Below are 21,750 nucleotides of genomic sequence, written 5' to 3' on the forward strand. Positions count from 1 at the left end.
TAAATGAAAGCGGAGCGTAGCCGGATTGATTCTCGGCTATGCTCCGTTTTTCTGTTTTATGTTCTATTGTTGGCTTTGCAACATGTCCTTTATTTCTTATACCAATTTTTGTGGGTGCTTCCGTCCGATTTGACCCATTCGATGAAGTCGGGATATGTGTTGTATATCTTTACGCCCTCTGCAGGTATATTGAAATCTACGATGTTGGGGAGGTTGATTCCGAAGGGCATCAGTTGTATTTCCTCTTTATAGCGTGCAATATAATAGATTCCTGCTGAGGTGTTCGACACATCGTCCTGGGTATTGAAGAGCTCCATATCGGCTTTGTTGGTGGGCGGATAATTCACTAAGTGTACCTCTCTGTTTCTGTCGTTGACAAAAATGAACGGGTTGTAGGGAGGATTCACAGAGTTGTCTTTGGAAGAGATGTCTATCACTTCAGTGGTGACAGTGATTTTTTGTCCCAGCACTTTCTTGATATCGTTAAAAAGAGTGATGGTGGGGTGTGACTGTCCCGTTTCCATTTCCCAGCTGTCTGAACCGGTGACATTGATGCTCCTTACTTTGGACGGGTCGATATTGGAAAGTTGGTAACCGAATCCGCAAACGTAGCTCCCTCCATTGTGGATAGGGGTAAACTCATCCATAATCTTATATATCTTATCGTCCAGAGCACTTTTGTAGATGGTGGATTGGTATTCGACCACTACATCGTTCATGTCATAATCTCCTTCAGAGGGCCATTGGTCCTCATAGGTCAGTGTACCATAAACAGTATATTCCAGGCTGCTGGGCGGATCTACCGGAGGCAGTTCTGGTCCTTCAGGGTCAATGGCATTGGCTTCTGCTATCTTGACATAGAATGTGGCGTCACAGTAGTCGTAGTCTGTATTGTCTTCGAATCCGATGGCTACAATCTGGTTTGTTCCTCCATCGCGCAAGGGCTACCACGCGTTGTGCATTGTCACTGTTCATAGAACTGTAAGAAAAGCGGGTGTGACCGGTCTTCTTGATGTTTCCGTTGTTAAAGCCCATTCCTTCCAGACACCAGCCTAGAGTAACGCCGGCAGGGAATTTATCTTCGAACTGCTGTGTACTTTTATTCCAATATTTCAGTTTCATTTCATGGCCGCAGAGTAGTCTGCCCGTTCCGCTTGACTTGCTGATGGGGGACGCATTAGGGAATGCAAGGATTTTCTGGACCGTGCTTTCAGTAGGGACTTCGTTGGTCGGATAGGTGAAATATCCGATGGTATTGTTCCATCCGGCACCACTGCTAATGAATACAAGACTCACTTCCGTCGCTTTAGTGATTTTGATTTCGGATGTTGTGTTATTGTTGAGCCATTCCGGATGCATGACTTTTATTCCTTCTTTGGCCACCTTGGTATATGTTTTTTTGATGCTGTACAGAATTTCAGCCGGTGGCATACTCAAGATACTTTCTATATTGACTGGAAGACCATAAACATCCCAATCCGTACCCGGAATGAGTTTCCAATCGTCAGGATAGCTGTAGCCGCCTGCTGTCGTTGCCCTTGTGTTGGTTTGCAAGGATGCTATATATTCCGCCTGGTCAAAATTGATTTCTTCATTGGACACTGCTAACTTGACCGGAGAAACGGCACCGGGATAGTCACTGTAAATCCATATTTCCGTAATGTCGGAGGGGATGGTGATTTTCCCTGAGTACTGCCCTTTTTTGTCTGTGGAGGCTGCATAGATGGGGGAGAGCTTCTCATCTTTTATCCAAGAGTTGTTCTCTTCCTTCATGGGATTCTGATTGTAGAGCTCGAAAATAATGTAATAGTCGTTGGTGAAACCATAGTCGACGTTCAGTTTTACTTCTTTCGTCAGACTGAAATCGAATACCTCTGTGGGATTCAACGGTGTATTCTTATCTCCTTGATACACGTCTTTTTCCATACAACTGCTGAACAGAGATATTGCCAGTAACAGAATGGAAGTTCTTTTGGTAAAGAAAATTTTATTCATACCTTTCATTTTTTGTTTGTTTGCTTGCTGTAATTGCCTTTAGCACAAATATATATATTTATTTGATATAGAAAGAAAACTTTCACTTGTTTCGACCGTCTTGGAGCTCTTTTATGAGAATAACGGTAAAAGCAACCTTAAATTGGAAGGGAAAGATGAAAGAAAAAAGAAAATCCTCCTTTGCCGGATATTTTGTCCGGCAAAGGAGGATTTTGTATCATGTACTTTCATTTTACTTTTTCTTGGCTGTTGAAGTGGCCTTGGTTGTCGCTGCCTTCGTCGCCTTACTGGTTTTCGTTGTTGACTTGGCTGTGGGCTTGGTTACCTTTGCAGTCCGTTTCGACTTGCCCGTCTCCTTGTCGCTTTGCAGTTTCACAATCTCCAGACAAGCCTGAAGGCTTAGGTCTTGAGGGATGATGTCTTTAGGAATCTTGTAGTTGCTGCCTTTATAAGCGATGTAAGGGCCATAGCGTCCATTCAGGATTTCCAGTTCCGGTTCTTCCTCAAACTTCTTGATATGTTTCTGGGCTTCTGCTTCTTGTTTCTTTTGCAAAAGTTCAATAGCTTCTTCCAGCGTAACGGTCATCGGGTCCATTGTCTTGGGTAATGAGGCATACAAGCCGTTGTTCTGGATATAAGGTCCGAAACGTCCCGCACCTACGACTACATTCTTGCCTTCGTACTCTCCGAGAGTACGGGGAAGTTTGAACAGCTCCAGCGCTTCTTCCAGCGTAATGGTCTCGATGGACATTTCTTTTTTTACCTGGGCGAAACGGGGCTTTTCCTCATCTTCGGCAGTACCTATCTGTGCTACTGGGCCGAAACGTCCGATTTTTACAGACACTTGTTTTCCGCTGACGGGGTCTGTTCCTAGAATCCGTTCGCCTGCCTTGTGGGCGGTTTTCGCGGCAAGCGTGTTCTCCACCGAAGGATGGAATTTCTTATAGAATGTTTTCAGAATGGCGGTCCATTGCTTGTCACCTTCGGCTATTTCGTCGAATTGCTTTTCGACGCTCGCAGTGAAGTTGTAGTCAAGGATGTCCGGGAAGTACTCTATCAGGAAGTCATTGACCACAATACCGGTGTCTGTCGGCATCAGTTTTGACTTTTCAGCTCCGGTGATTTCTGTATGGTTGTTGTCCGTTATTTCATTACCCTGCAGGTTAAGCACATTGTAGGTGCGTTCTTCACCTGCTTTTTCTCCTTTTATCACGTATTCGCGTTGCTGGATGGTGGAAATGGTCGGAGCATAGGTAGACGGACGTCCGATACCCAGTTCCTCCAATTTGCGCACAAGGCTTGCTTCCGTGTAGCGGGGAGGGTGTTGGGTGAAACGTTCGGTAGCGGTGATACCTTCATGTTCGAGCTTCTGTCCTTTTTTCAGAGGGGGCAGTAGGCGTGCCTCATCTTCCTGGGTTTCTACGTCATCATCGTATGATTCGCGGTAGACACGGAGGAAACCGTCGAATTTCACCACTTCGCCGGTTGCAGTGAAAGTCTCCGTCTCGTTGCTGATAGCAATGGTTACGGTTGTCTTTTCCACTTCGGCGTCTGCCATCTGCGAGGCGATGGTACGTTTCCAGATGAGGTCGTACAGCTTTCTTTCCTGCGGGGTACCTTCTATCTTGGCATTCTCCATATAGGTGGGGCGGATAGCTTCGTGGGCTTCTTGCGCTCCTTTGGTCTTGGTGGCGAAGTGGCGGTTGTGTACGTAACGTTCGCCCATCAGGTTGGAGATGGTTTCACGGCTGGCGTTGACGGCAAGTTCGGAAAGGTTGACGGAGTCGGTACGCATGTAGGTTATCAATCCGGATTCGTACAGACGTTGCGCCACCATCATGGTCTGTGCCACGGTGAATCCCAGTTTGCGGGCAGCCTCCTGCTGCAAGGTAGAGGTGGTGAACGGGGCGGCGGGAGTTTTCTTCAGCGGACGGGTAGTGATGTCGCTGATGGTAAACGTAGCTGCTTTACAGCTCTCCAGCAATTTCCGGGCTTCTGCCTTTGTCTTGAGCCGATGCGCCAGTTCGGCTTTCATTTCCACTGTTTTGCCGTCAGTGTCCGGAACGAGGAATACGGCGGTAACACGGTAGGATGCTTCGGTTTGGAATGCATGTATCTCGCGTTCGCGCTCTACAATGAGACGGACGGCTACGGACTGTACACGGCCTGCAGAAAGGGCAGGTTTCACTTTCTTCCACAATACCGGTGAAAGTTCAAAACCTACGATACGGTCCAGGATACGTCGGGCTTGCTGGGCATCGACCAGGTTGATGTCAATGTCACGGGGATTTTCTATCGCTTTCAGGATGGCACCTTTGGTGATTTCATGGAAGACGATACGTCTGGTGTGTTCCGGTTTCAGTTTCAGCACTTCGTACAAGTGCCATGCGATGGCTTCCCCTTCGCGGTCCTCATCGGAAGCCAGCCATACGGTTTCTGCCTGCTCGGCTTCTTCTTTCAGCTGGGTTACGAGTTTCTTTTTATCCGCCGGTATCTCGTAATGCGGTTTGAAGTCTTTGTCTACGTCAATACTGAATTCTTTTTTCTTCAAATCACGTATATGGCCGTAGCTGGAAAGGACTTTGAAATCTTTTCCAAGGAATTTCTCGATGGTTTTTGCTTTCGCCGGAGACTCGACTATGACAAGGTTTTTCTGCATAAATTTCTGTTTTTTAGTGACTCCCGCCACTGAATTCGCCCGCAAAAGTAGGAAAAAAAGATTCTTCCCACCTTATAATATAAGGAGAATTTAGCAAAAATGACCTTTTTTGTTCAAATTAGAGCTCCGGCTTGTGCTGCCTCTATTAAAAGAGGAAGCTTACTCCGCCTAAGAAACTGAGACCTTCTGAAGGGTATCCCCAGTAGTATTGGTAATCTTTGTTCAGCAAGTTGTTCACGCGCGCATACACGGAGATACCTTTGAAGAGTTCGTAACTGCCGTTTAGATAGAGATTGCTGACAGGGTCTGCCTTGTTGCCCTCCACGCCCTGGCGTGAGATGTGCTGATAGCCGATGCCGACAAGCAGTGGGGAGATGGGGCGTACCTTGAGATTGAGATTGCCTTCTACGGCCGGTTTGAAGCTTACTACGACATCAGAACCGTCTGAGTCCGTTGTCCAATGGCGATAGACGGCATTGGCGGCGAGATAGAAAACATCCTTGTAGTTGTAGTTCAGGTCAGCTCCTGCGTAGAGGTTCTTGGTATCTTCTGTGAGGTAAACATTGCTTATCCCGTCGGACTTGACAGTCGGAGTGTCAATCAGGTCGTTTTTCAAATCTTGATACCCGCCGTATAGGTTGAACCACAATCCGCTGACCGGGCTTGCCTTGAAGCCGATGGCTGCGTTGAGCTGTTCGTAGGTATTGTCAAGCTGCTGGTTTGTAATGCCATAAGGCGTAATGGTTTCCAGACGGCGGAAATCGTTCTGTAGCCGTCCTCCCTTACCTTGTGCGTAGAGGATGTAGCTGTCCGAGAAGATGTATTGTATTTCTACGTCGGGAGCGGCGCGGAACTTCTTGCCGAAGCCGAAAGCCAGGTCGACGTGTGCGCCGAGACGTATTTTCCAGTCGTCATTCTGAAAGAGATAGTATGGATTGAAGTCTACGTCGGTGTGATTCTCGAAACGTCCGTCGCTGTAGAATGTATTGTCCATGGCAAAAGCCATGCCGATGGTCTGCTCATCGGAGATGGAACCGGTGACATCGGCTTTGGTACGCACGATATTTTCTTTGATATTGCTCACCATGAGGTCGTGTTGGCGCTGGTAGACCAACAAATTGGTTTCGGCACGGAATTGGAGAGGCATATCGTCGCTCGTGGAACTTACCCCGAAATGTACATCACCCGAAACGAATTTCTGCTTGTTGCTGACGAAGTCGGGCAGGAAGTTGAAATTGCTTTGGTTGAACTTTCCGGCAATATTCAAATCGACTTTGCTGAAAGCATGTACATAATCCATGGCAGCATGGGTACGGTAGTAGAATGAATTCCACTTCCCGCCATTATCCGGCAAGTCCAGTTTGCCATCCATGCCATCCATTGTGAATGTTAGGTTGAGGCGGTCTTTGGGGGATAAGGAGAAGAGGTAGTTGGCGCGTACATCGAGGTTACCGTAGTTACCGTATCCCAAGCGTACATATCCGGGCAGCGCTTTCGCCTGCGTCTCTTTTCCGGTATAGGCTTGCATGATACCTGCCGGGATATGGGTTGCCGGCATCAGGGTGGCGTCATATTCCACCGCCTTTTTGCTGACGGTAGGAGGTTCCACCCTGGGAAGCACGTTCACTTTGGAGGCGTCCATGATGTCCGGATTATATTCTTGTTCCACGACTACCGTACGGTTCATGGTGGTGTCTTGGGGTTGTGTCTGGGCTTGTGCTCCCAAAGAGAGGGAGACAAGCATAGTTCCTGCGAGGATATATTGTTTCTTTTTCATAATGTGCTATATTTCTTACTTCAATTTCTCCAGTCTTTCGTTAATCATGCTTGCTATATCGTCGTCGGCCTGGTAGTTCTGCTGCAGGCTCAATAGGTATTGGCGTGCATCGAGCTTCTTGTCCATGGCTACATATACATCAGACAGAAGGATGAAACTGCGTGCCAGCCAGTAGGCATGCGGTGTGCTCTGGTCGATGAAATTAAGGATTTCCTTTTCTGCAGAGGCATAATTACCGGCGTTGTACCATTGTAATGCCACCAGATATTTGGCTTCGGCTCCATAAAGGGTACGGGTGTCTTTGGCCAGCAGCTGAAGGTCATCCATTGCCTTCTTGTCGGCTTTCTGGTTGAGGTATGCCTTGGCACGGTAGTACAATGCCTCGTTCCGGAGCTCCGGAGACAGCTTGGCTTCGGCAAGCAAGGCTGTGGCGGCGTTGATGACTTCCGCATCATCATGCATCAGTGCTCCACAGCGCAGTACACCGATAGCGCCAAGCTGGCGGCGCTCTGCCGTGGTGGCTTTGGCCTGCAATTTCTTGTAGTCGGCCAATGCCAGGTCATATTGCTGGCGGTTGAACAGAATTTCTCCATGCATCAGCAAAGCCTCTTCAGAATATGGGTTATCGGGGTATTCCAGCAGTTTTCCGGCATGTTCCAATACCGCCTCGTCATCTTTCTGCTCTTTGCCTATGACGCAGAGGTAGTAGTGTGCATTCAGGCTGAAAGCGCCTCCCGGATAACTTTGCAGATAGCGGGTGAAGCTCTCTTTGGCAGGTGCGGCTTCGCCTTTCATATATACTTTTTCGGCAGCGATGTAAGTCAGCGAGTCTTGCTCACTGGGTTCGAAGCGGATTTCTCCCGGCATTTGGGCGGCAAGGGCGGCAAACTCATCCACGCGGTTGGCATCTACGTAGATGGACTTTAAGTCGCGCATGGCAAGGCGGGCTTCCTCGCTTCCGGGATATTGGGTGACTACATGTTTGTAGGCTTCTATGGCACGGTCATAGTCGTCGTTCTGGTAGTAAAGCAGGCCGATTTCTGCAGCTGCTTTACGGCTGACGGGACTCTCGGGATACTTGCCGAGCAATTCGCGGAAGGCGGCGATAGCTTGGGGGCTGTTGTTGCTCTGTACGTAGGAGCGCCCTTTTTCGTAAAGGGCATTGATGGCATAAGGCGAATTGGGATATTTGACGGCAAGGCGGTCCAGTAAAGTAACCTTTCCGGAATAGTCTTTTTGCAGGCCGGCTACAAGGGCCAGCTGATAGTAGGAGTAGTCGCCGGCAGGTGTTCCCAGGCTTTCTGCTTTTGTATAGTATTGCTTGGCTTCGTCGAAGCGGCGGACGTGCAGGTTGCAGTCACCGATACGGTTGTAGGCATCTGCCAATGCGGTCGGATTTTCACCTTTCTCCAGTTGGACAAAGTTGCGGAAACGGTTCTCTGCCGTCGAATAGTCTTTCTGGTGGAAAGCGATGTAGCCCAGGTTATAGTAGGCAAGGGCGAACATCTCCGTATCCCTCTGCCGGGTGAGTGACAGATATTCGTTGAAATTGCGGGCGGCTTCTCTCATCCGGTTCAGGCGGTAATAAGACTCGCCGAGCCAGTAGAGGGCGTCTGCCTTGGTCTGGAGGTTGTATTGCCCCAACGTGACGCTTTGGTTGAAGTAACCGATGGCTTGTTCGAACTGCGTGTTGGCAAAAGACTGGGTCCCGAGTTGGAACAGAATCTTTTGTTTGGCTTCCAGAATGGCTTTGCTGGGATGGGAGATACGGTCGATGGACTTGAGTGCGGCATCATAGCTGCGTGTATTCATGTATACTTCCACCAGGTAGTTGCTGACTTTCTCGGCATAAGGAGAGTTTGGAAATTCGTTCAGGAATTTCTCAAAGACGGTCACCGATTCGCCGAAAGCGGAATAGGAGGTCTCGTGAATGCATAAGGCGTAGTTATAGGCGGCTTGTTCCTTGATTTTCGGGTCGGCATTGGAAGCGGCAGCCTGCTCGAAGGCCATACGTGCCTTGGTCTTGTCGGCCAGTTGCAGGTAAGCCAGTCCCATGTGCAGGTATGCGTTCTGCGAAAGGGCATCGTTTTCGGCAGTCACTCTGCCGAGGACGGAGGGGACTTGCGAATACACGCCGCATTGATAATAGGACATTCCCAGCATGTAAAGGGCATCCCTTCTATGAGCGGCAGATTCGGCATTGTGTTCTATATATTGTCCGAAGGACTTTACGGCTTCGTGATACTTCCCGAAATGGTATTCGGCTGTACCGAGGATACGGTTCAGCTCCGCCGTGTGGGTGTAGCTCAGACCGTCGGGATGGGCTGACAGTGCATTCTGCGCCACGATTTCCGCCTTGTCGTACTGCTTCTTCAACAAGTAGATTTCGGCGATGTAATAGGGGACCAGGTTCTTGTACTTGGCATTGTCCTGCAGAGGCAGGAAACCGCTGAGCGCTTCGTCATACCGTCCTTGGGTATATCGGATATAAGAGATGTAGTAAGCACAGTCCGCTGTATACTTGCGGCTGGTGCTACGCAGCGTCTCGAACCAGATGGCTGCTTCCTTTACGTTGCCCGTTTTCAGGTAGCAGGTGGCAAGGCGGTAGGTCATGTCGTCACGCTCCTCGGTACCCAGAAGGTCGAGGCGGGCAGAGTTGAACATGGCGAGGGCATCGTCATAATTGCCTTCGAAGAAATAGGAGGAGGCGATTAATGCATAGATGCGGTTGGCATGGGGAGTATCAGGATATTCGTCCAGAAAGGCGCGGAGCAGGTCTATGCTTTTGGGGTCTCTGAGCTCGTATGCGGCGCATACCAGCATGTATTCCGCTTCTTGCCGCTCGCCGGTATCGGGCAGAGGCTTGCCGTCTGCATTCATCTGGCGTACATAGGCTTGCAACGGGGAGATGGCGGCGGCGTATGCCTTTTGTTGGAACAACGTCTGTCCTTCCTGGTAGAGTCGCTTGGGAGAAGTACTCTTCTCGCTTGTTTGTGCTGAGGCGAGTAAAGGTGCGCAACAGAGTGCTGTGCACAATATTCGGGAGATTTTATGTTTCATCTTCTTTTGTTAGAATAGGTATTTTACAAAAATACGGGTTTTAACCCGGAAATGTTACACTTGTTTGGCTTTTTTAGGATATATACCATAATAGGAACGAATAATCATTCACTTTTGTTCTTCCGTATGTCTTCCAGGAAGATACCCACTCCTTTGCGGATGGAGCCGAGTCCGAACTCTTCCGTACGGATATCTTTTAAGGGGAGGAAGAAGAGGTCTGCCGCGTCGTCCATCGCCTCGAAGTGCAAGGTGTCCTCCACCGTACAACGGAAAAACATATCCAGCGTGTGTACGGGGAAGCCGGAATAGATGTAAATATTGGGTAGGGAGAAGAGATATTCGGCCTTTGCCACCTTCATGCCGGTTTCTTCTCTTACTTCGCGGGCAACGCCTTCCTCACCGGTCTCGGTCATGTCGATGAAGCCTCCGGGGAGGTCCAGCGTCCCTTTGGCAGGCTCTTTGGCGCGGCGGCACACCAACAGCTCGTCGCGCTCGTTCAGTATCAAGGCGACGGTGGCGGAAGAGGGGTTGAAGTAGTAGACGAAACCGCAGTCGGCGCACTGCTTCGACTTCTCGTTATGAACTTCGAAATGGGCTGAACCGCATTTCGGACAATATTTGAATTGCGAAAGTGGATGTTCCATGATATTTTAGCCTTTGTCCGGGGGACAAAGATAATGGAAACCAGGTGTAGAATGAAAGGAACAGAGTGAATTTTTCGTATCTTTGGCGACTATAAAACCATATCGGATGAAAGATTTTGCTGCCATTGATTTTGAAACGGCCAACGAACAGCGTACCAGCGTTTGTAGTGTAGGAGTGGTTATCGTACGTGATGGAGAGATTGTGGACCATTATTATAGCCTCATCCGTCCCGAACCGGAGTATTACACTTATTGGAATACCCGCGTGCATGGTCTGACGTTGGCAGATACCCAGGATGCTCCTATCTTTCCCGTTGTGTGGCAGGAAATAGCTCCACGCATTGAAGGCTTGCCATTGGTAGCGCACAACAAGGCCTTTGATGAAAGCTGCCTGAAAGCTGTTTTCCGTACTTACTGCATGGATTATCCGGATTATGAGTTTTATTGTACTTTGCAGGCATCACGTCGTGCTATAAAGGGATTGCCTAACTATCAGTTGCATACAGTGGCTGTTTGCTGTGGCTATCAGTTGGAACATCATCATCATGCGTTGGCTGATGCTGAGGCTTGTGCATGGATAGCGAAACAGGTCATATAAATAAACAGAGGAGACTTGTCATGAAGCCTCCTCTGTGGAATTGTTTGTTTCCTTGATAAAACTCTATCAGTTTATCCTAATGGATTTTCACCTTGGTCACCATCATTGCCGCCGCCTCCGCTTTCGTTTCCTCCGGGATTTTCTTCATTGTCCGGCACGATTTCAGAGCCGGTTACCAATCGTGTGATGCCCGATTGTTTCATCATGTTCTTCAAACGTTGTCCCGGCACGAAAATCAGTTTCTGGCGGTAAACGACATCAGCCGTTACAGACTTTGCATCCTCCTGGCTTTTGCCGTTCAATCCCGGTCGGAGGCTTCCGAAGTCTCCCAGCCGTACGGTTGCACCGATGCTGGCATAGGTGCAGAGTGCGTCAATCATACCGTCCAATACGGCTTTTACGATACCTCTTGGCACCATCCCTTGACTGGTCACCTGGTCGCATAATCTATCAAAATCAATATTTGCTACGGAATAAGAAGCAGCTACATACTTCTCGGTTTTGGTACCAATGCCTACCATTCTCTTTTTTACTACATAACGAAATGCCATAATGTTTTTTGTTTTTAATGGTTGTTACTTGCGGTTTCGTTCACTCGTCAGTTAGCGAGACCTGTTTCTTTGTGACCACGGTGCGAAGTTACAACACTTAAAAACGGCATGGTGCTTTAACGGGACTGAACGACTTTTTTTAACGTTGTATTTAGCCATTTGACGACATGGAAAGTCCTATGCTATAACCTATTGCCTATATTTAAAAAAAATGAGTGATTACATAAAATAATAATTTTGTGATTCTCCATCTGTAATCAAGTACAATCCATTGTCTGTAAACTTGATGACTTTGGGTTTGAATGTGAGTTTCTTCAATGCCTCTGCCAAATTGGATGGAATGTTTTTGTAATATACTCCGTTTTTGCAGCAAGCTATCATCCCGTAATTGGTAATATAGGCATAGTAAACCTCTTCGTATAGTTCTTCGGCTTTCAGTATGAAATTTTTGATGGTTTCATTTGAATAGCTGTAATGCTTGTCCGTGATAACTACCCATTCTCCTCTATCATTGAAGCAGGCCGAAAGAATATTGTCGTCTCTTAAATCTCCTGTACGATATTGTTCCAGTTTTTTGAGGAATGCATCCGGATAACCAAGAGTCCAATACCCTGAACCGCCTAAGATAATTACATAGTTGCCATTTTCAGAGATGTTGATGTCTGTTATTTCAGCATTGCTGCTGTTGGCTTCTTCTATACGTTTCTTAAGCTTGCTGGGAGTACTGCCGGTGTAGGCATATCCACTATTCCCATACACTCCTACTCCTGCTCCATACATAGTGATTGCTCCGGTACGGCATTTCCCCCATTTGTTGATGGCTTCTGTGATGTATGACATGTATGAGCTGGTCGGTAAATTTATATAGCGAACAGTACCGCTATAGGAAAATGGTTTTGAAACGGTTCTGGTTCTGGCTGGAAGAACCGGTTCCGCTTTTTCTTTACAGATATAAGAAGTACCGGCTATCAATTCATTTCCAATCCATTTTCCTGACTGAATGGTGTGTGCCGTAATATCAAAGTAAGCGCCGTATCCATTTCTTTCACCATCCTTCCAAGGGCCGAACCACATATTCCCATTTTCCCAGATATGAATGCCGTATCCGTGGCGTTGTCCATTATAGGTTTCTCCCCAATATTTATTCCCGTTTGTGTAGTTTGTCCGTTCAAATATTTGTCCGGGATATTCTTTGGCTTCTATTTCATAACTGTAGGGGCGGAGCAGCATATACGGTTTTCCGGTGTTTCGGTTGTATTCTACACCATTTTCAGAGCCATTTTTAACTATTATGTCATCTTCTTGAATATAGATGAATAAAGTGAATTCTGAGTTTTTAGTAAAGCCAATTTTAATATTATCTTCTTTGAATTCTACCCTGAATCCATTTATTTCATCATTTTGGGTTTGTCCTAGAGAAGCCTCTCCTTCTATTGTTTTTCCCCACTCTACCGTGCTATTGCGAACAGATTCATGCATGCTTTTCTGTTCACTTTCCGAAGGTGCAGTGTAGAATGGTTTATAGTCCGGTATCATTTTGAGGAGAGTATTCTGTCCGTTGAATCCCGCTTCTTCCAATCTTTCTATGGCAGCTTCTGCTATAGACTTCTGGAGTTCTCCAATGTCTTTGTTGAGAGCAGCCTTTTTGTACCAATATAACGCTGAATTCCCATCTTTTCTCAAGATGTTGTCTATGCCGTATTCATAAGAGATTGCAAGCGAAATCTGTCCGCTTGCATTCCCGTTTTTAGCTGCTCGTTTTGTCCATGCCATTCCGGCGGGGTAATTCTTTGTGACTCCTAACCCGTTTTTCAGTAAATAGGCTAAGCGGCTTTGTGCATAATAAGATTCCGGGCTATTATTGTGTTCGGCGGCTTTTTTATACCAGATAAAAGCCTCTTCATAGTTTTCTTTGTCTTCATATATGCGTCCAAGGTTCTTTTGTGGAAAAGCCCCATTTTTTTCAGCTGCTTTTTTATACCAATAGATGGCCGTTTCTTTATTTTGAGTTAAATTCCCCCAGCCATTACTATAGGCTGCACCCATATTGTTTTGTGCAGCAGGATTTCCTTGCTCAGCCGACTTTCGCCACCAATAAACGGCTTGTATGGTATCAGGTTTTATACCCCATCCCCTAAAGTAGCTCTGTCCGAGATAGAATTGTGCAATCGCGTTTCCATTTATTGCATCTGTCCTATAGTCCGCAGCATTCTTGTGGTTTTGCCCATAAATACTGATGGTAAATACTGCAAGGAATATGCACAATAAGTAATTTTTCATGTTTTTCATAAATTAAGAGTTAATCAATTGCATCCAATAAAATGAATGCAGCCCAGTAAAAGGGATCCTTATATTTTTTTATTTTCTTGAACTCTTTGGGCATAGGCTTTTTGCTCTGTTTTTCTTTTTGCCTGGCTTCTGACTGCCAGCGCTTGTCGGGAGTTGTTTCAATTTCAACTTCGTAGTCACGTACATACTTCTGGGCCTCGCGCAAAGATTCAAATTTGCTCTTTCCTGCGAGCAGATTCTTGTAAAACTGTGTCATCAAGAGTTGAGTAGCATTATCGTCCACTTTCCAGAGACTCATTAATAATGTGTTGGCTCCCGCTTTTTTGAAACCGCGTTGCAAGCCGAATACTCCGTCACCGGTTATTTCTCCCAGTCCGGTTTGGCAGGCAGAAAGTACTACCAGGTCTAACCCTCGTAAATCTAAACCGGCAAGCTCTTTGGCGGTGAGTATGCCGTCTTCTAATCCTTCCGGCAAAGGATTTCCTTTCAGTGCAATATTTGCTCCTGACAATAGCAGTCCTGATCGAGTCAATGCTTTGTCTTCTACGTAGCGTGATTGGTTATTGTCTCCCATCATCAAGAAATCAAGATCCTTTGTCTGTCTGGCTTCTGTTTCTGTCCAATAGAAACCATGAGTGGCGATATGTAGCATACTGATATTCTTACCTGATAAAGCTTTAAAAGATTCTTCTGTACCTCGTAAATCCATATATAAGGCTGGCTGAAGTCTCGTATTCTCTAGTGCTTGTTTAATTTGTTCAGCTTCTATCTTAGTGGCGGGAAGGTATTTGGCTCCGTCACGCAGGTTTAGGGAATCCGGATAGAAGGTATGTTGAATATTCAAGTCTCGAGGAATATCAGTATATTTTTTGTTTTCGACTACTAAAGCTGTTGTATCAGCATCATATTTAAGACCTCCATAGAGAACAGCTTCTTTAATATGGCTTTTGTCTTTTATCATAACCAATTGTCGCGTAGACGACAACCGATAGAAATTTATTTGTTCCGCTATAAAAGTAGAGTCGCTGCTTGGAAGGTGTTCTATGGCGATGTTATGGAGTTGCCCAGCAGGAGCAAAATAAACATTCTTTCTTTGTTTGGAACGGCAACTTTTTATTCTCAACTTTGCTCATTTAAGAGTCTGTTTAAAAACCAACTGAATAAAAGCTTTTATTACGCCAATGAACCTATTATTAGAGCGATTTTTCCCCTTTTTTAATCCCTACTTCCCTTTTTATTAATACTTTTGGGCGTTGTTTTTAATTCGTTAGACAGATGTCTTCTTTCCGTTAGACAATTGTTGTTCTTTCGTAAGATGGACGTTTAACGAAACAGCAACAATTGTCTAACGAATTAAACTCGGTGCATCAGGACTTGTTCTTGCAGCATTGAATGAATAATATTGCCCAACTGATATTCTAAATTATATGAGTGCTTATTACGATTTATACCAGACCCCCAATCCTTCTCCGGAGGACGGTGAAGAAAAGCTGCTTCACGCCCGTATTCTTCCCAAAGGAACCATTCCTGCCGATAAATTCCGCGAACTGGTTCACAAGGCTACCGGTTTCAGCCCTGCCATTCTCGATGGCACGTTGCAGGCTATAACGGATGAGTTGCACAGCTGGCTGGCAGACGGATGGATAGTTGAAGTGGGCGAATTGGGATTCTTTTCGTTATCATTGAAGTGCGACAAGGCCGTGGCGAATAAAAAGGATATTCGCTCTCCGTCCGTGCATTTTCAGAATGTGAACTTACGTATCAGCAGTAGATTCCGCAACCGCTTTCAGACGATGGAGCTGGAACGGAAAGCATCTCCCTATATCTCTCATTCCAAATTGACATTGGAGGAGCGGAGAAAAAAACTGTTGCAGCATTTGAATAAGTATGGCTGCATTACGCGTACTGATTATGAACAGCTGACCGGAAAGGCGAAACATCAGGCGGTGGCCGATTTGAACCTATTTCTGGAAGAAGGTATTATTCGCAAATATGGTAGTGGAAAAACAGTGGTATATCTCAAGCCATGACAAGCAAGAGAGTTAGAGGAGTTATCACTTTGCTCCGCTAGGAGTTACAGCCGATACTCTTGTGTATGTATTCACAGAACTATCGGCTTTAACTCCTAAGCCGACTTGCCGGCTGATGACTCCTTCTGACTCCCGATAACTCCTTTAAACGAAAGAGCCGTGCGTATAAAAAGGGAAGAAACTTTTAGTACTGCCGATTTGTTTTTAACTTTGTCAATTGAAAACTAATAAAAACAAGCGTATGAATATGAAGGTTGTATCTATGTGCCTGATATGTGCCGGAGCTTTGTTGACCGGTTGTGGAAACGGCGGTAAAAAGGAAGCGGAAACTTCGGAGAGAAAGGAAAAAGAGGCCGTGGTTGGTAGTGATAAAGACGAACATGGTTGTATTGCTTCTGCCGGATATACGTGGAGCGAGGTGCAGAAAGATTGCATCCGTTTGTGGGAGAAAGGTGTCCGCATGAATGCAGTGGATGATGCCGGGAAGACTTTGTTCTTGGTGTTCAGTCCGGACTCTACGCAAGTGGAGTTGTTTTTCTCGGAGGAAGGTGTTTCGAACGAAATTCTGGACCGTCGAGGTCTGCCTGCCGGTGGATATGCCTGGAATGTGGAAGATGATGATACGAAAAACGTACGTCTGGAAGACGGTGAGTGGACGGTCAGCCAACGGGGGAGGCTCATTTATCAGGAAGATGCGAATGGTAAATAATATAAGAATATGGAAAATTTGAAGGCGTTGACAGAGGCTGTCTGCTGTGTAGCCCGTGAAGCCGGGCATTTTTTGAAGGAAGAGCGGAAAAGTTTCCGTCGGGAGGTGGTGCAGGAAAAACATGCGCACGATTATGTATCTTATGTGGACAAGGCTTCCGAGAAAAAGGTTGTATCTGCCCTTAGGAAATTGCTTCCCGAAGCCGGATTCATTGCCGAAGAAGGGTCTGCTGCCTATAGTGACGAAACGTATTGCTGGGTAGTGGATCCTTTGGATGGGACAACGAACTATATTCACGACAATGCTCCCTATTGTGTAAGTATTGCCTTGCGTGACAAGCAGTCGCTTTTGCTGGGTGTGGTTTATGAACCCTGCCGAGACGAGTGTTTTTATGCTTGGAAAGGAGGAGGAGCCTATGTGAACGGAGAACGGTTGCGTGTTTCGCTTGTCAGTGAACCGAAAGACGCTTTTGTGGTGACAGAGTTACCCTACAATTTCGAGCAGTATGCCCGTACGGGCGAACATTTGATACACGAACTTTACGGTAAGGTTGCAGGCATTCGCATGAATGGTTCGGCGGCGCTTGCCCTCTGCTATGTGGCTGCCGGACGTTTTGACGCTTGGCTGGAAGCTTTTATCGGTAAGTGGGATTTCTCTGCGGCTGCACTCATGGTGTTGGAAGCCGGCGGTAAGGTAACAGACTTTTTGGGAAACGAGAACTTTATAGAAGGGCATCATATCATAGCCACCAACGGGCCGCTGCATCCGTTGTTTTTGCGGTTGGTACGGGAGGCGCTGCCATTCTGATACGGTTCTTATTGCCTTATTACACTTTTTTATGGAAAACACATTTAAAGCCTGGTTCTTGTCCTTTGTCCATCTCTTCTTCCCGCGTCAGTGTGCTGTATGCGGGAGCTCTTTGCAAGAGGGAGAAGAGGGCATTTGCATCAGGTGTAATATGAATATGCCACGGACAAACTATCATCTTCGCGAAGACAACTCCGTGGAGCGTATGTTTTGGGGGAAGATACCTCTGGAACGCGGCACTTCCTTCTTTTATTATCACAAAGGAAGTGATTTCCGCCACATCCTGCATCAACTGAAGTATGGAGGCCGGAAAGATTTGGGAGAAATAATGGGGCGTTTTATGGCAGCGGAGCTGGCGGCTACCGGTTTTTTCCGTGGTATAGACGTAATTATCCCCGTTCCTCTACATCCCCGCAAACAAAAGTTGCGCGGATACAATCAGAGTGAATGTATAGCGCGCGGCGTTTCTGCCGTAACGGGTATTCCTATTGATGTGTCCTCCGTGCTGCGCAGAAGACATACGGAAACGCAGACCCGAAAGTCTGCTTACGAGCGTTGGGAAAATGTAGACGGTATTTTCCTTCTCCGCTATCCGGAACGCTTTGTGGGGAAACATATCCTTATTGTGGATGATGTACTGACCACCGGAGCCACTACAACTGCATGTGCCGATGCGCTTAAAGATGTGGGAGGCGTACATGTTAGTATCCTGACGCTGGCAGTGGCGGGGTCGTGAATCAGAAGCGGAAACGTCCGCCTGCCACGATTGTTCCCGTATATCCTACGCCGAATTCGGTGAAGAAGGCAAACTGATTTCCATATTCGATACCCAGAAAACTGAACTGATAGGCAAATTCCTTTTTGTGATAAGTGTCTCCTCCAAAGCTGTTCCGGAGGAAATAGGCGCCGAGCCCTGCAGAGGAATATAGGGAGAATTGGGGGCGGGTGAACCAATGCCACCGGAAGGTGGGGAGGATATACAGATAGCGCCGGTCATCGTTCTTATTCTCATCCAAAACTTCATAAAGGCTACTGGCCGTCCCTCTATTACCGGTTATTCCTCCGGTTACGCCTAGGCTGATTTTACGGTTGATTCTATAAATATAACTGATATTCAGAGCGCCGTAATAGCTGGTCTTCTCGCGTGTATAGATTCCAAAACTTGCTGTCGGAGCAATAAACTCTTCGGCTATACTATTGGCGTCGGTAATGGGGAGGAAGCCGTAACTGACGGATATTTCATGGTGGCGGAATTTTTCTCGCGTAGAAACAAGAGAGGTTTGTGCTTTACCAGCGGTACATAGGCTGAATCCTATGACTAAAAAGAATAAAAGAGTTTTCATTGTAGTTTGGTGTTTGGATTAAAATATGTTTTTCTAATAAATAAAGACAGGTGCTTTTATGAAACTCCTTACTTTACATTTGGCAAATGTATGTTAAATCTTTGAATATGAAATAGAAATGTTTGTCTTTTGTGTGGGATAATGTGGGAAAACAAAAAAGGTTCGCCTAATTGACGAACCTTTTTGCTCTTCCTCTTGGACTTGAACCAAGGACCCTCTGATTAACAGTCAGATGCTCTAACCGACTGAGCTAAGGAAGAATATGCATTCAATTTTTTTCGCTCTTCCTCTTGGACTTGAACCAAGGACCCTCTGATTAACAGTCAGATGCTCTAACCGACTGAGCTAAGGAAGAATGTTGTTTTTTCTCAAATGCGCTGCAAAAGTAATAGGATATTTTGAAATATGCAATATCTTTGCAAAAAAAATATCGAAGATGGATAAAATAATTGGATTGGGCAATGCTTTGGTCGATGCACTGGCAATCATTGAGGATGATAATATTTTGACGGAGATGCAGCTCCCGAAAGGAAGCATGACTCTGATTGATGAAGATAAGTTCTTGAAAATTAGTGAGTATTTCAGCCGGATGAAGACGCATCTGGCTAACGGAGGTTCTGCCGGAAACGCAATTCGGGCAATGGCATGCCTTGGTGCGGGTACGGGATTCATCGGAAAAGTAAGCAATGACTTTTATGGTAACTTTTTCCGGGATAGTCTGCTGGAGCATGGGACAGAGGCGGATTTATTGCTTTCCACTACCCTTCCGTCCGGTGTAGCCTCTACTTTCATTTCTCCTGATGGAGAGCGCACTTTCGGCACTTATTTGGGGGCGGCTTCTACATTGAAGGCGGAAGATCTTTCGCTGGATATGTTCAAAGGATATGCTTACCTATTTATAGAGGGGTATCTGGTGCAAGACCATGATATGATTCTCCGTGCCATTGAGCTGGCTAAAGAGGCCGGCTTACAAGTATGTTTGGACATGGCGAGCTACAATATAGTAGAAGGAGACCTTGAATTTTTCTCTCTGTTGGTCAACAAATATGTGGATATTGTTTTTGCCAATGAGGAAGAGGCAAAGGCTTTTACGGGTAAGGAACCGGAGGAAGCATTGGACATCATTGCCAAAATGTGTAGCATAGCCATTGTAAAGGTGGGTGCCCGTGGTTCTCTGATTCGTAAAGGTACAGAGATGGTGCAGGTACAAGCGGCTCCGGTAGAGAAAGTGGTGGACACTACAGGAGCGGGTGACTATTTTGCGGCGGGTTTCTTGTATGGACTGACGTGTGGTTACTCGCTGGAGAAATGTGGCAAGATAGGTTCTCTTCTCTCCAAAGATGTGATACAAGTGGTGGGTACGGAGCTTCAGGTAGCACAATGGGAAAAAATCAAGGAAGAAATTTTATTAATTAATTAGCATATTATCACATAGACATATTATGAAAAGAATTTTAAAGATACGCTGGATGATTACCTTGCTGATTGTAGCAGGAGCCGTTTGTTTTTGGGGGTTTAAGAGTGGTGATAGCCGTAGTTTCCAAATAGCAAAGAATCTGGATATATTCAATTCCATTGTGAAAGAGTTGGATATGTTCTACGTGGATACGATTGATCCGAACAAGACTATCCGTGAAGGCATTGATGCCATGCTCTACTCGCTGGATCCCTACACGGAGTATTATCCGGAAGATGACCAAAGCGAATTGGAGCAGATGCTGAAGAATTCCTATGGTGGTATAGGTTCTGTGATTACTTGGAATCCGAAACTAAAACGTTCCATGATATCTGAGCCATATGAGAATATGCCTGCTGCCGATGTAGGCCTGAAAGCCGGAGATATTTTGATGGAGATTGACGGAAAAGACCTTGCCGGAAAGAACAACCAAGAAGTCAGCGAGATGCTTCGCGGACAAGTGGGTACCAGCTTCAAGCTGAAAGTGCAACGTCCCGGTACAGAGAAACCGTTGGATTTCGACATTGTGCGCCGTTCCATCCAATTGCCGTTCATACCTTATTATACAGTGCTGGATAATAATATAGGTTATATCAATCTCAGCACCTTCTCGGGGAATCCTTCCAAGGAGTTCAAGCAGGCTTTTCTGGACTTGAAGAAACGGGGGATGACTTCGTTGGTGATTGACTTGCGGAACAATGGAGGTGGCTTGCTGGATGAATCTATAGAGATAGCCAACTTCTTTCTGCCTCGCGGAAAAACACTTGTGACGACAATGGGTAAGATTAAGCAAGCCAGCAATACCTACAAGACATTGCGTGAGCCGTTGGATTTGGAAATTCCTTTGGCTGTTCTGGTCAATGGCGGAACGGCTTCTTCGTCAGAAATCCTTGCGGGCTCTTTGCAGGACCTTGACCGTGCGGTCATTATCGGTAACCGTACTTTCGGTAAGGGATTGGTGCAGACCACCCGTCCGTTGCCATACGGTGGTACCATGAAGCTGACGACTTCCAAATATTATATTCCCAGCGGCCGTTGTGTGCAGGCTATCGACTACAAGCACCGGAATGAGGACGGCAGTGTGGGACGTATTCCGGACAGCCTTACTACCGTGTTCCATACGGCTGCCGGACGTGAAGTGCGTGATGGTGGAGGCGTGACTCCGGACATTGCGGTGAAGCAGGAGAAGCTGCCCAACATTCTGTTCTATCTTGTCAATGACAATCTTATTTTCAATTATGCCACGGACTATTGCCTGAAACATCCTACCATCCCTTCAGCAGAGAAGTTTGAAATTACAGATGCCGATTATGCGGACTTCAAGGCGATGGTGAAAAAGGCGGACTTCAAATACGACCAGCAGACAGAGAAGATGCTGAAGAACCTGAAGGAGATGGCCGAATTTGAGGGCTATCTGACTGATGCTTCGAAAGAGTTTGAAGCGCTGGAGAAAAAATTGTCGCATAATCTGGACCGTGACCTTGACCATTTCTCCAAGGACATCAAGAGCATGATTGCGGTAGAAATCATCAAGCGTTATTATTTCCAGCGTGGAAGCATTATCCAGCAGTTGAAAGATGATGATGATTTGAAAGAGGCTGTAAAGATACTCACTGCTCCGGAAAAATACAAGGAAATGTTGAGTGCTCCGGCAGTGACGTCAATGTCTCTGCAACAAAGAAAGGAGACAGCCCCGGTTTTTCTGAGTACCGCTACGAGAGCAAATGAGCATGTCTATGATGAAATAGTATAAGGACACTCTTAAGAGGATTCTTTTATTTGCTCCTTAATTTATACCGGATAGTCTCTGTATAAGCCTTTTATACACGACT

At 46.4% G+C, this 21,750-nt stretch carries 15 protein-coding genes, 2 tRNA genes and 1 pseudogene; 7 read left to right on the top strand and 11 right to left on the bottom strand.

All coding sequences use genetic code 11. The annotated features are described in order from the left end of the window. Positions 1 to 89: 89 nt before the first annotated feature. The 5 genes and pseudogenes from DW947_RS14120 to DW947_RS14140 all read right to left on the bottom strand — a co-directional run bounded on the left by DW947_RS14120 (position 90) and on the right by DW947_RS14140 (position 10,135). Positions 90 to 1,995 (bottom strand): annotated as a pseudogene (locus DW947_RS14120) (LruC domain-containing protein). 232 nt (positions 1,996 to 2,227) lie between these two features. After that, positions 2,228 to 4,654, bottom strand: coding sequence for a type I DNA topoisomerase (gene topA, locus DW947_RS14125; RefSeq protein ID WP_016272395.1), 2,427 nt, complete (start codon positions 4,652 to 4,654; stop codon positions 2,228 to 2,230). Positions 4,655 to 4,799: 145 nt separating this feature from the next. Continuing rightward, on the bottom strand, positions 4,800 to 6,431 hold the full coding sequence (locus tag DW947_RS14130; protein ID WP_117963219.1) for a TonB-dependent receptor: 1,632 nt from the start codon (positions 6,429 to 6,431) through the stop codon (positions 4,800 to 4,802). A gap of 15 nt (positions 6,432 to 6,446) precedes the next feature. After that, positions 6,447 to 9,491: a tetratricopeptide repeat protein gene (locus DW947_RS14135; protein ID WP_117963221.1), complete on the bottom strand. Its 3,045-nt coding sequence runs from the start codon at positions 9,489 to 9,491 to the stop codon at positions 6,447 to 6,449. 104 nt (positions 9,492 to 9,595) lie between these two features. Beyond that, entirely contained in the window at positions 9,596 to 10,135 is a 540-nt protein-coding gene (locus tag DW947_RS14140) for an NUDIX domain-containing protein (RefSeq protein ID WP_005834443.1), read from the bottom strand. A gap of 106 nt (positions 10,136 to 10,241) precedes the next feature. Between DW947_RS14140 and DW947_RS14145 the strand changes: the two genes are divergently transcribed. After that, positions 10,242 to 10,733, top strand: coding sequence for a 3'-5' exonuclease (locus DW947_RS14145; RefSeq protein ID WP_005830635.1), 492 nt, complete (start codon positions 10,242 to 10,244; stop codon positions 10,731 to 10,733). 71 nt (positions 10,734 to 10,804) lie between these two features. Here DW947_RS14145 and DW947_RS14150 read toward each other — a convergent pair whose 3' ends face one another. The 3 genes from DW947_RS14150 to DW947_RS14160 all read right to left on the bottom strand — a co-directional run bounded on the left by DW947_RS14150 (position 10,805) and on the right by DW947_RS14160 (position 14,696). After that, positions 10,805 to 11,284 carry a DsbA family protein gene (locus DW947_RS14150; RefSeq protein ID WP_005830632.1) on the bottom strand — a complete coding sequence of 160 codons (480 nt, stop codon included), beginning with the start codon at positions 11,282 to 11,284 and terminating at the stop codon, positions 10,805 to 10,807. 219 nt (positions 11,285 to 11,503) lie between these two features. Further along, on the bottom strand, positions 11,504 to 13,573 hold the full coding sequence (locus DW947_RS14155) for an SEL1-like repeat protein (RefSeq protein WP_117703826.1): 2,070 nt from the start codon (positions 13,571 to 13,573) through the stop codon (positions 11,504 to 11,506). 10 nt (positions 13,574 to 13,583) lie between these two features. Continuing rightward, on the bottom strand, positions 13,584 to 14,696 hold the full coding sequence (locus tag DW947_RS14160) for a CHAT domain-containing protein (RefSeq protein WP_005834454.1): 1,113 nt from the start codon (positions 14,694 to 14,696) through the stop codon (positions 13,584 to 13,586). 304 nt (positions 14,697 to 15,000) lie between these two features. Here DW947_RS14160 and DW947_RS14165 point away from each other — a divergent pair, with 304 nt between their 5' ends. The 4 genes from DW947_RS14165 to DW947_RS14180 all read left to right on the top strand — a co-directional run bounded on the left by DW947_RS14165 (position 15,001) and on the right by DW947_RS14180 (position 17,855). Continuing rightward, a complete protein-coding gene (locus DW947_RS14165; RefSeq protein WP_005830624.1) occupies positions 15,001 to 15,603 on the top strand; it encodes a DsbA family protein in 603 nt (200 codons plus the stop codon). A 241-nt stretch (positions 15,604 to 15,844) separates the two neighbouring features. Next, positions 15,845 to 16,312, top strand: coding sequence for a hypothetical protein (locus DW947_RS14170; protein WP_016272409.1), 468 nt, complete (start codon positions 15,845 to 15,847; stop codon positions 16,310 to 16,312). 9 nt (positions 16,313 to 16,321) lie between these two features. Beyond that, positions 16,322 to 17,119 (top strand): inositol monophosphatase family protein, encoded by a 798-nt coding sequence (locus tag DW947_RS14175; RefSeq protein WP_016272410.1) that lies wholly within the window; start codon positions 16,322 to 16,324, stop codon positions 17,117 to 17,119. A 31-nt stretch (positions 17,120 to 17,150) separates the two neighbouring features. Then, a complete protein-coding gene (locus DW947_RS14180) occupies positions 17,151 to 17,855 on the top strand; it encodes a ComF family protein (RefSeq protein ID WP_005830616.1) in 705 nt (234 codons plus the stop codon). A 1-nt stretch (position 17,856) separates the two neighbouring features. Here the strand turns inward: DW947_RS14180 and DW947_RS14185 are convergent, their stop codons facing one another. The 3 genes from DW947_RS14185 to DW947_RS14195 form a co-directional block, all read right to left on the bottom strand. Continuing rightward, complete coding sequence (locus DW947_RS14185) at positions 17,857 to 18,462, bottom strand: outer membrane beta-barrel protein (protein WP_005830614.1); 606 nt, start codon at positions 18,460 to 18,462, stop codon at positions 17,857 to 17,859. A 186-nt stretch (positions 18,463 to 18,648) separates the two neighbouring features. Further along, positions 18,649 to 18,722: transfer RNA gene (locus DW947_RS14190), tRNA-Asn, on the bottom strand. Between the two features lie 21 nt (positions 18,723 to 18,743). Then, positions 18,744 to 18,817 (bottom strand) — tRNA-Asn (locus tag DW947_RS14195). Positions 18,818 to 18,898: 81 nt separating this feature from the next. Between DW947_RS14195 and DW947_RS14200 the strand changes: the two genes are divergently transcribed. Further along, on the top strand, positions 18,899 to 19,882 hold the full coding sequence (locus DW947_RS14200) for an adenosine kinase (protein WP_117963222.1): 984 nt from the start codon (positions 18,899 to 18,901) through the stop codon (positions 19,880 to 19,882). A 22-nt stretch (positions 19,883 to 19,904) separates the two neighbouring features. Next, positions 19,905 to 21,671: a S41 family peptidase gene (locus DW947_RS14205; protein WP_117963224.1), complete on the top strand. Its 1,767-nt coding sequence runs from the start codon at positions 19,905 to 19,907 to the stop codon at positions 21,669 to 21,671. The last annotated feature ends 79 nt before the right edge of the window (positions 21,672 to 21,750 follow it).

Origin of the sequence: Bacteroides sp. AM44-19 (genome assembly GCF_003603395.1) — a bacterium.
GTDB lineage: Bacteria > Bacteroidota > Bacteroidia > Bacteroidales > Bacteroidaceae > Bacteroides > Bacteroides uniformis.

Excerpts from the sequence above, each read along its gene's own strand:
- DW947_RS14150 (WP_005830632.1), bottom strand. The coding sequence starts at position 11,284 with ATGGCATTTCGTTATGTAGTAAAAAAGAGAATGGTAGGCATTGGTACC.
- DW947_RS14145 (WP_005830635.1), top strand. The coding sequence starts at position 10,242 with ATGAAAGATTTTGCTGCCATTGATTTTGAAACGGCCAACGAACAGCGT.
- DW947_RS14135 (WP_117963221.1), bottom strand. The coding sequence starts at position 9,491 with ATGAAACATAAAATCTCCCGAATATTGTGCACAGCACTCTGTTGCGCA.
- DW947_RS14155 (WP_117703826.1), bottom strand. The coding sequence starts at position 13,573 with ATGAAAAACATGAAAAATTACTTATTGTGCATATTCCTTGCAGTATTT.
- DW947_RS14205 (WP_117963224.1), top strand. The coding sequence starts at position 19,905 with ATGAAAAGAATTTTAAAGATACGCTGGATGATTACCTTGCTGATTGTA.
- DW947_RS14180 (WP_005830616.1), top strand. The coding sequence starts at position 17,151 with ATGGAAAACACATTTAAAGCCTGGTTCTTGTCCTTTGTCCATCTCTTC.
- DW947_RS14170 (WP_016272409.1), top strand. The coding sequence starts at position 15,845 with ATGAATATGAAGGTTGTATCTATGTGCCTGATATGTGCCGGAGCTTTG.
- DW947_RS14185 (WP_005830614.1), bottom strand. The coding sequence starts at position 18,462 with ATGAAAACTCTTTTATTCTTTTTAGTCATAGGATTCAGCCTATGTACC.
- DW947_RS14175 (WP_016272410.1), top strand. The coding sequence starts at position 16,322 with ATGGAAAATTTGAAGGCGTTGACAGAGGCTGTCTGCTGTGTAGCCCGT.
- DW947_RS14140 (WP_005834443.1), bottom strand. The coding sequence starts at position 10,135 with ATGGAACATCCACTTTCGCAATTCAAATATTGTCCGAAATGCGGTTCA.
- DW947_RS14165 (WP_005830624.1), top strand. The coding sequence starts at position 15,001 with ATGAGTGCTTATTACGATTTATACCAGACCCCCAATCCTTCTCCGGAG.
- DW947_RS14130 (WP_117963219.1), bottom strand. The coding sequence starts at position 6,431 with ATGAAAAAGAAACAATATATCCTCGCAGGAACTATGCTTGTCTCCCTC.
- DW947_RS14200 (WP_117963222.1), top strand. The coding sequence starts at position 18,899 with ATGGATAAAATAATTGGATTGGGCAATGCTTTGGTCGATGCACTGGCA.
- topA (WP_016272395.1), bottom strand. The coding sequence starts at position 4,654 with ATGCAGAAAAACCTTGTCATAGTCGAGTCTCCGGCGAAAGCAAAAACC.